Origin of the sequence: Kitasatospora sp. NPDC089913 (assembly GCF_044748625.1) — a bacterium.
Lineage (GTDB): Bacteria > Actinomycetota > Actinomycetes > Streptomycetales > Streptomycetaceae > Kitasatospora.
The window spans coordinates 218,058-231,290 of the sequence record NZ_JBIVGI010000014.1 but is presented as its reverse complement, the minus strand read 5'-3'; the positions used below and the strand labels follow the sequence as shown (position 1 = coordinate 231,290).

10 protein-coding genes and 1 pseudogene are annotated in these 13,233 nt (G+C 71.5%); 5 read left to right on the top strand and 6 right to left on the bottom strand.

Going from position 1 to position 13,233, the window contains the following annotated elements:
- A pseudogene (locus tag ACIPYS_RS22560) lies at positions 1-193 on the bottom strand (N-acetylglucosamine-6-phosphate deacetylase); the annotation flags it as partial.
- A 254-nt stretch (positions 194-447) separates the two neighbouring features.
- Between ACIPYS_RS22560 and ACIPYS_RS22555 the strand changes: the two are divergent.
- The 4 genes from ACIPYS_RS22555 (at position 448) to ACIPYS_RS22540 (ending at position 5,120) form a co-directional block, all read left to right on the top strand.
- Entirely contained in the window at positions 448-1,206 is a 759-nt protein-coding gene (locus tag ACIPYS_RS22555; RefSeq protein WP_093858506.1) for a DeoR/GlpR family DNA-binding transcription regulator, read from the top strand.
- Positions 1,207-1,940: 734 nt separating this feature from the next.
- Positions 1,941-3,209: an extracellular solute-binding protein gene (locus ACIPYS_RS22550; protein ID WP_093858507.1), complete on the top strand. Its 1,269-nt coding sequence runs from the start codon at positions 1,941-1,943 to the stop codon at positions 3,207-3,209.
- 130 nt (positions 3,210-3,339) lie between these two features.
- Positions 3,340-4,269, top strand: coding sequence for a carbohydrate ABC transporter permease (locus ACIPYS_RS22545; protein WP_093858508.1), 930 nt, complete (start codon positions 3,340-3,342; stop codon positions 4,267-4,269).
- Positions 4,269-5,120 carry a carbohydrate ABC transporter permease gene (locus ACIPYS_RS22540; protein WP_400748690.1) on the top strand — a complete coding sequence of 284 codons (852 nt, stop codon included), beginning with the start codon at positions 4,269-4,271 and terminating at the stop codon, positions 5,118-5,120. Before ACIPYS_RS22545 ends, ACIPYS_RS22540 begins: the two co-directional genes overlap by 1 nt.
- Before the next feature lie 34 nt (positions 5,121-5,154).
- Here ACIPYS_RS22540 and ACIPYS_RS22535 read toward each other — a convergent pair whose 3' ends face one another.
- The 5 genes from ACIPYS_RS22535 to ACIPYS_RS22515 all read right to left on the bottom strand — a co-directional run bounded on the left by ACIPYS_RS22535 (position 5,155) and on the right by ACIPYS_RS22515 (position 11,421).
- Complete coding sequence (locus tag ACIPYS_RS22535) at positions 5,155-6,009, bottom strand: RNA ligase family protein (protein ID WP_093858510.1); 855 nt, start codon at positions 6,007-6,009, stop codon at positions 5,155-5,157.
- Positions 6,010-6,282: 273 nt separating this feature from the next.
- A complete protein-coding gene (locus ACIPYS_RS22530; protein WP_093858511.1) occupies positions 6,283-8,241 on the bottom strand; it encodes a DUF5107 domain-containing protein in 1,959 nt (652 codons plus the stop codon).
- Positions 8,242-8,294: 53 nt separating this feature from the next.
- Positions 8,295-9,137 carry a carbohydrate ABC transporter permease gene (locus tag ACIPYS_RS22525; protein WP_400748685.1) on the bottom strand — a complete coding sequence of 281 codons (843 nt, stop codon included), beginning with the start codon at positions 9,135-9,137 and terminating at the stop codon, positions 8,295-8,297.
- Positions 9,134-10,117: a carbohydrate ABC transporter permease gene (locus tag ACIPYS_RS22520; RefSeq protein ID WP_400748681.1), complete on the bottom strand. Its 984-nt coding sequence runs from the start codon at positions 10,115-10,117 to the stop codon at positions 9,134-9,136. The genes ACIPYS_RS22525 and ACIPYS_RS22520 overlap by 4 nt, the downstream gene beginning before the upstream one ends.
- A gap of 2 nt (positions 10,118-10,119) precedes the next feature.
- A complete protein-coding gene (locus ACIPYS_RS22515; protein ID WP_231978228.1) occupies positions 10,120-11,421 on the bottom strand; it encodes an ABC transporter substrate-binding protein in 1,302 nt (433 codons plus the stop codon).
- 306 nt (positions 11,422-11,727) lie between these two features.
- Between ACIPYS_RS22515 and ACIPYS_RS22510 the strand changes: the two genes are divergently transcribed.
- Entirely contained in the window at positions 11,728-13,071 is a 1,344-nt protein-coding gene (locus tag ACIPYS_RS22510) for an ROK family protein (RefSeq protein WP_400748676.1), read from the top strand.
- Positions 13,072-13,233: the final 162 nt, after the last annotated feature.

Genomic DNA, 13,233 nt, shown 5'->3' with positions numbered 1-13,233 from the left:
CGCCGCCGCCGTGGACGTGCAGGTCGACGAAGCCGGGCACCACGGTGTACCCGGTCAGGTCGAGGTCGCCGGGGGTGGCGGTGCCGCCCAGGCCGACGATGGCCGTCCCCCCGATCGAGAGCCGGCCGTTCTCGACGACGCCGCCGGGCAGGACCAGCCGGGCGCCGGACAGTGCGAGTCGGTCCGCGGTCACGCGGTCACCTCCGGGAAGAGGACGCGGTCCACCACCCTCCCGCCCCACCGGTCTGATCGTGGCAACGGGCGGCGGTCGGCAGCGCGCGTCGATCGAATTTGTTCGCTGTACCGGGTACTTTAATCAGTTCCGAGCATCTTGCCCCCAGGGCCGACTTGTCGGATACCTGCCGCCCTGCCAGCACCGAAGCCCCGTTCTCCGCTCCCCCGAGGCGCCGCTGCGGTACGGACCAAGCCTCGTCTAGACTCCCCGACATGCTCAAAGCTGACCGGACCGCCAAGATCCTCGCTCATGTCACCGAAGCGGGGAGCGCCGACGTGCACGCGCTGGCGGAGCTGCTGGGCGTCTCCACCGCGACGGTCCGCCGCGACCTCCAGGAGCTGCACGACCAGGGCCTGCTGCACCGCACCCGCGGCGGCGCCGTGACCGGCACCGTCAATCTGGAGCTTCCGCTGCGGCACCGGCACGGCAAGCGGCAGGCCGAGAAGCGCCGGATCGCCCTGGCCGCCGAACGCCTGGTGCCGGAGGGCGCCGTGGTCGGCCTGACCGGCGGCACGACCACCAGCGAGCTCGCCCGGGTGCTCGCCGAGCGCGGCGGGGTCACCATCGTGACCAACGCGGTCAACATCGCCGCCGACCTGATCGTCAGGCCGGAGATCCGCCTGGTGGTGGTCGGGGGCATCGCGCGGTCGGCCAGCTACGAGCTGGTCGGGCCGGCCGCCGAGCGGATGCTCTCGCAGTACCACCTGGACGTCGCGTTCATCGGCGTCGACGGCCTCACCGCCGGCGAGGGCTGCACCACGCACGACGAGATGGAGGCCCACACCGACCAGGCCTTCCTGCGCAGCGCCGCGCGCGGCGTCGTCCTGGCGGACAGCAGCAAGGTCGGGCTGGTGACCTTCGCCGCGATCTGCCCGCTGACGGACATCCACGACCTGGTCACCGACGACGGGCTGACCGGCGCGCAGGAGAAGGCCGTCACCGGTTGCGGCGTGCGGGTGCTCCGCGCCTGACCCCGGGCGACCGTCCGGACCCGGCCGGCCCCGGCCCCCGGCCCCGTATCCCCACCCCGCCCGCTCCGATCCCGTCGGCCCCCGGCCCGGACCCGCGACCGCCCTCGGCCGAATCGCCGGGGGCTTCGTGCACGACCGGGGTGCACACGACCGGGATGCACACGTCCGGGGCGCGCACGCCCGGGACCGCATGTCCGCGAGCGCATTCCAAGATCGCACATGCCGACGTGCACGCCCCGTGCTTTTGCACCCCTTGCAAACAAAATTGAGCAGAGGGCCGCGCCGCACTCCACGGCCCGCCCGCCGGCCCGCGCCGGGCCCTGCGCCCAGCGGTCGACGCGATCCCCCGCCGACCGGACCCCGAGCCCGTTCGATCGCTCCGACCAGGCAGAACAACAGATCTGACGGATCGTCGGAGCTGTCCGCCGGGAGCGGGCGAACCGTCCGGCAGGCGGCACGTCCGCAACGGTCCGGTAACAGCAACTAGACCGCCCGGCGCCCCTCGTGAATACTTCCGTGAGCAACGGGCACTTCACATTTGCGCAAACCTGGCTGTCTTCAAGCACAATCAAGCAGCCATGGCCGTTGCGGCCCGTTCGACAGCCGGCAGGTGCACCGAGCGGCGGCCTCCCCCAGCCCCCGCGACGCACCGGTGCGGTGCTCGGCTTCTGCACTCCCAGGAACGAACCCCCGCCCCCGGGCCCGGGTTCGCAGGACGAAGGCGGTACACGGCCATGAACAAGCGGCTCCTCGGCATCCCCCTGTTGTGCGCCACCGCGGCGCTGACGCTCACCGCGTGCGGCAGCGGCGGATCCAGCGGCTCCGACGGCGGGAACGTCACCCTCAAGCTGGTCGCGGCCGACTACGGCGACAAGGCCTCCAACAGCTCCAAGGGCTACTGGGACGGCGTCGCCGCCGCCTTCACCGCGGCCCACCCGGACATCAAGGTCGACGTCCAGGTCATCAACTGGAACGACATCGACAGCCAGGTCAAGACCATGATCCAGAGCGGGAACGTCCCCGACGTCCTGCAGACCGGCGGCTACGCCGACAAGGTCGCGGACGACCTCCTCTACAAGGCCGAGGACGTGCTCTCCACCGCGACCAGGGCCAATCTGATCGCCACCTTCGCCGACGCCGGCAAGGTCAAGGACACCCAGTACGGCATCCCGTTCGTCTCCTCCGCCCGCGCCTTCTTCTACAACAAGGCCCTGTTCCAGCAGGCCGGCATCGCCCAGCCCCCCACCACCTGGGACGAACTCAAGGCCGACGCCGAGAAGATCAAGGCGAAGGTGCCGGGCGTCGTCCCCTACGCCCTGCCGCTGGGACCGGAGGAGGCCCAGGGCGAAAGCATGATCTGGGAGCTCGGCAACGGCGGCGGCCACACCGACCGCAGCGGCGCCTACACCATCGACAGCCCGGCCAACGTCGGCACCTTCAGCTGGCTGAAGGCCGACCTCGTGCAGCCGGGCCTGACGTACGCCAACCCGGCCACCACCGACCGCAAGACCGCCTTCGCCGACTTCGCCGCCGGCAAGACCGCCATGCTCAACGGCCACCCCTCGCTGATCTCCATGGCCACCGAGGGCAAGGTCGACTACGGCGTGGCGCCCATCCCCGGCAAGAACGGGCCCCTCAAGTCCACCCTGGGCGTGGCGGACTGGACCATGGCGTTCAAGAAGAACGGCCACGCGGCGCAGATCAGGACCTTCCTCGACTTCGCGTACGCGAAGGAGAACACCCTCAAGTTCGTCGAGACCTACAACCTGATGCCCGTCACCCAGGACACCCTGAAGGAGATGAGCACGGGCGGCAAGCACAAGGACCTCGAGCCCTTCTTCGCCCTGCTGCCCGGCGCCGCCTTCTACCCTCTGGGCGACACCGCCTGGGACGCGGTCTCCGCCGAGCTCAAGAAGGGCATCGGCTCCGCCGTCGCCGACGACCCCGCGAAGGTCCTGGGCGACCTGCAGAAGAAGGCCCAGGCCGCGGTCGCAGGCAAGTAGTCCGCCCGCTCCCCAGGTTCCACGGCAGCGCATCTGCCGCACCCGCGGTTCCCGCCGCACCCGCCGGGCGGCGCGCGCCCTCCCGCGCGCCGCCCGGCCGGCGGGGCCCACACGCCCGGAAGGCACCCTCGTGTCCCTCAAGTCAGCTTCCCCACAAGGCCGCAGGGCCGGTCGGCGCCCGCCCGCCCGCTCCCTCGCCGCCCGGCTCGGTCCACTGCCGTGGATCGGCCCGGCCGTCCTGCTGATCGTCCTGGTGGTCCTGTGGCCGGTCTACGAGATGGTCCGCACCTCCTTCCTGCGGATCAGCACCAGCGGCTTCGTCCGCGGTTCGGCCGGACTCGACAAGTACCGCAAGCTCTTCGACGAGCCCGACCTCGGCCGGGTGCTCGTGCACACCGTGGTCTGGACGCTGGCCGTGGTCGGCCTCACCATGCTCGTCTCGCTGGCCCTCGCCCAGCTCTTCGACCAGCGCTTCCCCGGGCGCCGCTTCACCCGCTGGGCGCTGATCGCTCCCTGGGCGGCGTCCGTGCTGATGACCTCCATCGGCTTCAAGTGGATGCTCAACCGGACCTCCGGGGTGCTCAACACGCTGCTCGCCGACCTGGGGCTGATCGACGGCCCCCGGGACTGGCTCGGCGACCCGGACACCGCCTGGCCCTGGATGATGCTGGTGGCGGTCTTCGTCTCGCTGCCCTTCACCACCTACACCCTGCTCGCCGGCCTCCAGACCGTCCCGGCCGAACTGCACGAGGCGGCCAGGGTGGACGGCGCCACCGCGTTCCAGACCTATCTGCGGATCACGCTGCCGCTGCTGCGGCCGGCCTTCCTGGTCGGCCTGGTGATCAACCTGATCAACGTCTTCAACTCCTTCCCCGTGATCTGGGGCATGACCCAGGGCGGGCCCAACAGCGACACCGCCACCACGACGGTGTTCATGTACCAGTTGAAGAACACCGACATCGGCGAGTCCGCCGCGATGTCCGTCGTCAACTTCGCCCTGGTCGTCCTGATGGTCCTCCTCTTCCTCAGGGTCAGCCGGTGGAACCAGGAGGAGAACTGATGCCCCGTCATGTCACGGTCCGGGCCCGGCGCGAGCCGATCCGCCCCCGCACCCTCGTCGTCACCGCCGTCGCCTGGGGGCTGGCCGCGCTGTTCCTGCTGCCGTACCTGGAGATGGTCGTCACCGCCGTCCGGCCGGCCGACGAACTGCGCGACGCCGGCTACCTGCCCAGCCACTTCGCCTGGTCCAACCTGGTCGACGTGTGGCGGGACTCCACCCTCGGCACCAACCTCCGGGTCACCCTGCTGGTGGCCGGCGGCTCCACCCTGCTGGCCCTCGCGGTGGCGCTGCCGGCCGCGTACTGCACCGCCCGCACCCGCTTCCGCGGCCGCAAGCTGTTCCTGCTGCTCGTCCTGGTCACCCAGATGTTCCAGCCGACGGCGCTGCTGGTCGGGCTCTACCGCGAGTTCCACCAGCTCGACATGCTCAACTCGGTGTGGACGCTGATCCTCTGCAACGCCGCGTTCAACCTCGCCTTCACCGTCTGGATCCTCACCGCCTACATCGGCTCCATCCCGGTGGCGCTGGAGGAGGCGGCGATGCTCGACGGGCTGAGCCGGTTCGGCACGCTGCGGAAGGTGGTGCTGCCGCTGGCGAGGCCCGGCATCGTCACCGCGGTCGTCTTCACCTTCATCTCCGCCTGGAACGAGTTCGTGATGGGCCTCACGCTCTCCACCCGCTCCGACAGCCAGCCCCTGACCGTCGGCATCAACAGCTTCATCGGCAACTACACCGTCCAGTGGAACTTCCTGTTCGCCGGCTCGGTGCTCGCGATCGTGCCGGTGGTGGTGCTGTTCGCCCTCATCGAGCGGCACGTCGTCTCCGGCCTCACCGCCGGTTCCGTCAAATAGGCGGCCGCCCGGCGGTGCCCGACGCCCCAGCCGGTCACCGCCGGTCGCCGCCGGCCCCACCGGGGGCGGAGACCCGGGCCGCCGCGGGGAAGTCCTTGCGCTTGATCTTGGCCCGGCGGCCGTCGGGGTGGTGGAACACGATGCCCTCCGCCAGGGTCCCCGGGGCGTAGCGGCTCTCCAGCGCCGCGAGGAACTCCCGCAGACCGTCGTAGCTGCGCGGCACGGCGGTGTACACCGGCGCCGCCAGGTCGAACGGCACGCACAGGTGGTCGTCCAGCTCGAGCGGGTTGCCCTGGATCCGCGGGCCGAGGGCCTCGCAGGCGTGCTCGCCGTCCGGCCAGGCGGTCACCTCGGTGTTGCCGGCCGCGGTCAGGATCCACCGGTCCTCGGGACCGTTCGGGTCGGTGTCGACGTACCAGCCGTCGACGATGCCCCGCTTCTTCTGCTCCTTGCTCGGGTTGCGCCGCTTCTCCACCCGCACCAGGTGGCCGCCGCGGACGGTCAGCCGCACATTGGTGCCGTCCAGCTTCTCCGTCGGCGCGCCCTCCCCGGCGAACACCCAGGCGCACTCGGCCCGCGGACGGTCCACCACCCGGAAGTCGCCGTCGCGCTCGAACAGCGTGGGGATCTTCTCCATGACCTGCCTGCCTCTCCTGACCTGCCCGACCAGTTCCTCGTGCGTGATCGCCCCCGCGGCCAGCCCGCTCGCCAGAGCCCGCACCAGGTCGGCGACCGAGACACCGGCATCCACGGCGACGTGCTTGAGCGCCTTCTTCTCCTCCGGCGAGATCCACGCGACCAGCCGTGACCAGCCGTCCGGCGGAGTCCAGCGCGCCAGCCGTTCCGGGTCCTTGCGCGGCCGCCCGCGGCGTACGGGTTGTTCCTCCATGACCGGGAGCGTAGGAGTCGGTTTGATGCTGTGTCAATTGGCATAACAGAAATTCCGGCCACGAGGGGGGCGGTGAAGTGCCGCCGGCTCGGCCGGCACCGGTCGGCTCCTGGTTGCCGCGCGCCGGGAGCCGAGAACGCGCGGGGCGGCCGGGTACGGCCGCCCCGTGCGTCGTCGGCGTACGGGTCGGATCACGGTGGCCGGCGGGTCGTCCGCTGCCGGTGGCCCGCGACCGGGTTCGGCTCCGGGGGACCGGAGCCGTGTCGGCGCCGCTCAGCCCGCGGCGAGCATCCGGAAGTCGTACGCCCGCGGCAGCGGGGCGGCGGGCTCGGCACCGCGGATCGCGCGCTGGTGGGCGAACCACAGTTCGTGCAGGGTGCCTTCGCCTTCGCGCACGTCGGCCAGTTCGATGCCCTCCTGCAGGATTCGGCCGCAGCGCCCGGTGTCGCCGCAGTCGAGTGCGGCGCGGGCCTCGGCCCAGCGGACCCGGCCCAGGGAGCGGTGGGCCGGGGGCAGGGCGGCGAGCAGCGACAGGACCTCCTGCGGCGCTCCGGCGCGCAGCAGGACCCCGGCCGCCTCCAGGGCCAGTGGCAGCAGGGCGGGTTCCAGGCGGAGGGCCTCGCGGTAGGCGCGGGCCGCTTCGGTGAGGTCGCCGACACGGTCGGCGAGGACGGCGAGGTTGCGCCAGGCCCAGGCGGTGGGCCGGCTCCCGACCGAGCGCGACCAGCTCCTGCGGGCGCCGTCCAGGTCACCCGCGTAGGCGCGCAGGACTCCGAGGTGCAGCTGGGCGAGCCAGCCGTCGGCCTTCCCGAGCGCCTCCTCCCAGGCGGGGTCGACCTGGTAGGAGACCGGTGCCTGCGCCGGCGCGGCCGGGGAGAGGCGCCCGTGCTCGAGGAGTTCCAGCCACGGCTCCTGTTCGGGACCGAGCGTCGAGTCCGGGAAGGGGGTGCCGGACACCTCCAGGGCGGGTTCGCCGGCGTGGGTCCGACGGTGGCGCTCCAGGGCGCCCCAGCCGGACCCGGTCGCCAGGATCTCGATCGGTTCCTGGTCCGACAAGGCGTCGGCCGAGGCGAGTTCGGCCTCCAGTACGCTCGCCGGCACGAGTGCGTCGACGCCGTCGCGGGCCGCCTCGCACGCCGCGGCCCAGTCCTCGCCGTGGACCGCGCCGGGGTCGGCCTCCAGGAGTCCGTAGGCCTCCGTCCAGGACCATCGCGCTCCGGCGGGCATCCGCACGTGTTCGAGCTGGGTGCGGGCCAGGCCGGCCTGGATCTCCAGGTAGGAGCTGCCCGGCTCGGACAGCCAGTCCTGCCAGTGCCGTCCCCCCTCGCCCTGTCCCCAGAGGAACAGCTTGCGGCCGCGCAGTCGGTCCGTCGACGCCTGGACCAGGCCCCGGCCGCCGGCGTCGAGCGCGGCGATCCAGCGTCGGCGGCCGTCGGGGATGTCGAAGAAGTAGTCGGCCGCGTCCCGGGACCGCGTGGTGCGGGTCAGGTCGGTGCCGTCGGGGGCGGGGAGTGCGACGCGCCGCACGCGGCGGTCGTAGGAGAACTGCCACGCCGCGTCCGCCGGGGACAGCACCCGGACGTCCGGTGCCTCGGGTACCGCGATGTTCGACCACCAGTACATCGGTACCGCCGTGTCGCGCGGGTTGGTGATGCGGACGTGGACGAGCAGGACCCGGGAGTCCTCCGGCAGGCACGCGTCGATCTGGTGGACGACGCCGCGGATGCGCTCGTACTCCCACATCCGCAGCACCGGGGTACCGTCCGGGCGCAGCACGCGCGCGGCGTGCAGGGGTTCGCAGGTGGTGGGGGCGTGGCCGATGGTGCCGATGTTCCACTCCACGCCGCCGGCCAGCCAGGCTCCCCGCAGTGCGAGGTTGGCGGGCTGGAACACCGGGTTGCGGAAGAGGAGTTCACGTCCGGTCGGCTTGTGGACCAGGGACCAGAGGCGGCCGCCGGCGCCGAGCAGGAACGTCGCCCGCAGGGTGGCGTTCTCCAGTACCGCGGCCGGGTGTTCGGCGGGTGCCCGTTCGCGGGTGTAGCCGTCCTGCATCAGGTACGGCATGACGGAGGGCACCCGGCCGTAGCCGATGTTGTGCCGCATCTCGTCGTCGGCCTGGCTCGCGTCGGCGACCTCGTGCAGGTCTGCCCCGGCGAAGAGGGGCGGGAGGGGGTTGACGGGGCCGACCGGTGCGGTCGGCAGGGTCAGCGTGGTCAGCCGCAGCTCACTCATCTGTCTTCTGCCTTCTGTGAGTCGGGTGGCGGGCTACGAGTTCCGGCGGTGGGCTATTTGACACTGCCGGAGGTCAGACCGGCCTTCCAGTAGCGCTGCAGCAGGAGGAACATCACGACGATCGGGACGACGGAGAGCAGCGAGCCCGTGATGATCAGGTTGTACGGCACGGTCTGGCCGCGCTGTTCCTTCCAGGCGACCAGTCCGACGGTGACCGGCTGCAGACGGTCGTTGGCGAGCATCAACGACGGCAGCAGGTAGTTCGTCCAGATGGTCACGAACTGGAACAGGAAGATGGTGACCAGCGACGGCTGGAGCACCCGCAGCGCCACGGACCGGAAGATCCGGAACTCGCCCGCACCGTCGAGCCGGCCCGCCTCCAGGAGCTCGTCCGGTACCGCCGCCGCCGCGTAGATGCGTGCCAGGTAGACGCCGAACGGGCTGACGACGCTGGGGACGAAGACCGCCCAGAAGGTGTTCACCACGTGGGTCGCCGAGAACATCAGGTAGAGCGGCAGCGCGAACAACGGGGCCGGGACGAGGATGGCGCCGAGGACGGTGTTGAACACGGCCTCGCGGCCCCGGAAGGTGTACTTGGCGAGAACGTAGCCTGCCATGGCGGACAGCAGCGTCGCCACGACGGCTCCGCCCACCGCGTAGAGCAGGCTGTTGAGCAGCCAGCGTCCGAAGACGCCGTCCTGGACACCGAGCAGGGTCGAGACGTTGTGCACCAGTTCGATCCGCCCGGCGAACCAGAAACCGTTGCTGGAGAACAGGTCGCTGCTGCTCTTGGTGGCGGAGACGACCAGCCACCAGACCGGCAGCAGGGAGTAGATCGCGGCGAGCAGGAGTACGGCGATCACTCCGGCCCGGCCGACCCGGCCGGTGGCCTTCACTGTGCTCCTCCACGCTTGTTGACGAAGCGCATGAACCCGAAGGACAGCGCGAAGATCACCAGCGCGAGGATCACCGAACGGGTCGCCGCCGCGTGGTAGTTGTTCGCCGCGACCTCGTTCTGGGCGGCCATGATCGGCGTCCAGTCACCGGCGAGGTTGGGGGCGACGGCCTTCATGATGACGGGCTCGTTGTAGAGCTGGGCCATACCGATGACGGAGAACACGGTGGTCATCACCAGGGCCGGCCGGACCATCGGGATCTTGATGTGCCAGGCGAGCCGCCAGCCGGTGCAGCCGTCCAGCTCCGCCGCCTCGGTCAACTCGCCCGGGATCGCCTTCAGGGCGGAGTGGATGACGATCATGTTGTAGCCGGTCCAGCCCCAGGTCAGCATGTTGCCGACGGACCACGGCAGCATCGTGTCGGAGGTGAAGTCGACGTGCAGCCCGAGGTGACCGAGCGCGGCGGAGACGGGGCTGACGTCCGGCTGGTAGAGGAAGGACCACATCAGGCCGCCGATGACACCGGGGACGGCGTACGGCAGGAAGAAGCTCAGCCGGAAGAACCGCTTGAACGGGGTGCGGCGGGCGTCCAGCATCAGGGCCAGGACCAGGGCCAGGCCCAGCATCAGCGGCACCTGGACCAGGCCGATCAGGACCACCCGGACGATCGAGGCGGTGAAGGCGTGGTCGGCCAGCGCGTCCGTGTAGTTGGACAGTCCGGTGAAGACCTCGGAGGGGGGAGCGAGCCCCAGCCCGGAGCGGTGCAGCTTGTACAGGCTCTCGTACAGGGCGTAGCAGATCGGGGCCAGGAAGGTGACGGCGAACAGCGTGCCGAACGGCGCCAGGAACCCCAGCGGGGCCCAGCGGCGGCCGTCGGTCCGGCGCCGCCGAGCAGGGCCGGCCTCGGGCCGGGACGGTTTCGGGGTGCCCCCGGTGCGCTCCTTCGAGCGCGCCGGGGTCACAACGGAGGAGGGGCTCATGGTCAGCCGATTTCCATGCCCTGGGTCTTCATCTCGGCCACGGTCTGCGCCTGGGCCTCGGCCAGCGCGGCGTCCAGGCGCAGGCCGCCCGCGCCCGCCTTGCCGAGGCCGTCGCCGAGCACGCCCGAGGTCTTGGTCATCACGGGGCCCCACCGGAAACCGGTGTCGACGCGGGCGGCGCTCTCCTTGAACACGTCGAAGATCGTCTGGCCGCCGTAGAACGGGTCCGGCTGGTGCAGCGCGGGGTTCTCCAGGCCGGAGAGCGCCGCCGGATAGATCCCCGTCTCCTTGATCAGGTTGCTGACGCTGGCCTGGTCGGTGCCGAACCAGTGGGCGAACTCGACGGCCTCCTTGACGTGCTTGCAGCCCTTCAGCACGGCGTTGGGGGAGCCGCCCGCGTTGCCCGCCGCAGGGGCGGCAGCGTCCCAGACCGGCATCGGGGCGACGGCCCAGCCGCCGGAGGTCTGCTTGACGCTGTCGGCCAGGATCGGGGTGTCCCAGACCGCGTTGACGTCGGAGAGGATCGTGCCCTCCCCCATGCCCTTGTAGAGCGCGGTGTCGAAGCTCGGCACCGTTCTGACGAGCTTCTTGTCGATCAGGTCCTGCCAGAACGCCGTGACCTTCCTGGTCGCCGGGTCGTCGAGGTTCACAGTCCACTTGTCACCGCTGACGCCGAACCACTTGGCGCCCGCCTGCCAGGCGAGACCCGCGAAGTTGTAGGCGTCGTTGCCGAAGTAACCGATGTAGGCGTTCGGGTCGGCCGCGTGGATGATCGCCGCATCGGCGGCGTACTCGTCCCACGTCCTGGGCGCGGCGGCGATGCCGTACTTGGTGAACAGGTCCTTGCGGTAGATCAGCGCCATCGGGGCGATGTCCACCGGCAGGCCGAAGGTGCGCCCGGCGACCCCGGACTGGGCGAAGGCCCAGGGGGCGTACTCCTTCGCGTAGGGCGCGGCGGCCTCCGTCGCGTCCTGGAGGGCGCCGGCGGCGGCGAAGGTGGGGAGGGTCTCGAAGCCGACCGATCCCAGGCAGGGAGCGTTGCCCGCCTTCACCGCGTTGAGCATCTTGGTGTAGCCGCCCTTGGCGCCGGGCGAGATCTTGCTGTAGGTGACCTTGATGCCTGGGTGCGCGGCATTGAAGAGCTCGACGGACTTCTCGTATCCGGGGGCCCAGCCCCAGAACTCGACGGTGACCGGCCCCGAGGCCTGGCCGGCCGACCCGCCGGAGCCGCAGGCGGCCGCGAAGGCCGTCAGTGACGTGAGCGCCATGGCGAGGGTGGCCGCTCTGAACGGGCGTGACTTCATGGGGGAGGCCCTCATCTCTGCCTGCCGCGGGCGGGACGGGCCCGGCCCGGACACGGCGGTGGGGAGACCCGCCGACGCTGCGGATCGTTAGTTCGGCTAGTGTGTTAATTAAGAATGGCGGTGTCAAGGGATGCGCCGGAACGTTCTGCGAACAGGCCCCACCGGCCTCCAGAACGGGCCGAAAAGGGCATAGCGCCGCACCCCGCCACCGTGCCGGGACAAGTTTTTTCGAACGGTGCATCAACTAACATGGTCAAGATCGGCCCTGCCCTGCGCGCAGGATCCGGAGCGGAACGAGGAGACGACGTGCGGTCAGGACAGCGCGGCACCACCGGCACGGGCGCCGGCCCGGCCGGCCGCACCCACCCGGGCACGGCACCGGCCCCGGCCACCGGGGCCGCCGCCGTCATGGCCGGCCACCCCGAGGCGGCCGACAAGGCCTCGTTGCGCCGCACCAACCTGGGCGTGCTGCTGCGGCACCTGCGGGACAGCGGCCCGCAGTCCCGCACCCACCTGTCCACCGCGACCGGTCTGCCCAAGGCGACGGTCTCCGTCCTGGTCGCCGACCTGATCGAGCGCGGCCTGGTCCGGGAGGGCGAACTCGACCGCGCCGGCTCGATCGGCCGGCCGCACCGCATGGTCGAACTCGACGGCCGCCGCATCTGCGGCATCGGCGCCGAGATCGGTGCCGACCACATCACGGTGCTCGCCCTCGATCTGCGCGGCACAGCCGTCCACGAGGACCGGCGCGCGCTCGACGTGCCGGCGCTGACCGCCCGGGCCGCCCTGGCGGAGGTCGCCGACCTCGTCGCGGACTGCCTGAGCGCCGTCGCCGAGCGGGACATGCACCCGATCGGCGTCACCCTCGTCACCCAGGGATCGGTCGACGCCGCCTCCGGAAGCGTCGTCGTCGCCACCAACTTCGGCTGGCGGGGCGTACGGGCGGCCCAGGAGCTGCGCGTGCGGCTCGGACGGGACGCCCCGCCCGTCCTGGTCGAGAACGACGCCGAATCCGGCGCCCTCGCCGAGTACCTCGCCGCCCCCGGCAGCGACGTCCGCGAACTCGTCTACGTCACCGGCGGAATCGGCGTCGGCGGTGCCAGCGTCTCCGGCGGCAAACTGCTGCGCGGCTCGGAGATCGGGCACATGAAGCTCGACCGGCTCGACCGGCCCTGCCCGTGCGGGCGGACCGGCTGCTGGGAGGTCGCCGTCGGGCTCCAGGCCTTCCTGGACGCGGCCGCCGACCCGACGGACCGGGTGCACGACCTCTCCGTCGACCTGGCCGAACGCCTCGGCGACCTGCTCGACCGGGCCGACGCGGGTGACCCCAGAACCCTCGCCGCTCTCGCCGGTCTCGCCGAGGACCTCGCCCTCGGGCTCAGCGTCCTGGTGGACGTCCTCAATCCGCCCAGGATCGTTCTCGGCGGGTACTTCGCGGTGTTCGGCCGCTATCTGGTGGAGCCCGCGCAGCAGATCCTGGACGGGCGCAGGATCGCGCCCACCACCGAGCGGGTGATCGTGGCCGCCTCGACGCTGGGGCTCTCCAACGCCGCGCGGGGCGGCGCACTGCTGGCCCTCGCGGGCATCTTCCAGGACCCTTCCGTCGTTCCGGTCCGGCCGGCCCCGGAGGACGACGACGCCTGGCACTGACCCTGCTCCGATGTGCCCGAACGTCGGGCTCCTCGACCGACCGACCGCGCAATCCGCCTGTCCGGCCGCCCAGTTGCACCCCGAGGACCACCGTCCGGGCCCCGGTCGGCACGGCGGACCGACCTGCCCGCACCTGTGCGGCGGCCGGCCCGACCGGCACCC

What these genes read in the sequence shown, in the direction of transcription:
- ACIPYS_RS22535 (WP_093858510.1), bottom strand. Translation starts at nt 6,009, where the DNA reads ATGGAGGAACAACCCGTACGCCGCGGGCGGCCGCGCAAGGACCCGGAA.
- ACIPYS_RS22520 (WP_400748681.1), bottom strand. Translation starts at nt 10,117, where the DNA reads ATGAGCCCCTCCTCCGTTGTGACCCCGGCGCGCTCGAAGGAGCGCACC.
- ACIPYS_RS22540 (WP_400748690.1), top strand. Translation starts at nt 4,269, where the DNA reads ATGCCCCGTCATGTCACGGTCCGGGCCCGGCGCGAGCCGATCCGCCCC.
- ACIPYS_RS22550 (WP_093858507.1), top strand. Translation starts at nt 1,941, where the DNA reads ATGAACAAGCGGCTCCTCGGCATCCCCCTGTTGTGCGCCACCGCGGCG.
- ACIPYS_RS22530 (WP_093858511.1), bottom strand. Translation starts at nt 8,241, where the DNA reads ATGAGTGAGCTGCGGCTGACCACGCTGACCCTGCCGACCGCACCGGTC.
- ACIPYS_RS22515 (WP_231978228.1), bottom strand. Translation starts at nt 11,421, where the DNA reads ATGAAGTCACGCCCGTTCAGAGCGGCCACCCTCGCCATGGCGCTCACG.
- ACIPYS_RS22555 (WP_093858506.1), top strand. Translation starts at nt 448, where the DNA reads ATGCTCAAAGCTGACCGGACCGCCAAGATCCTCGCTCATGTCACCGAA.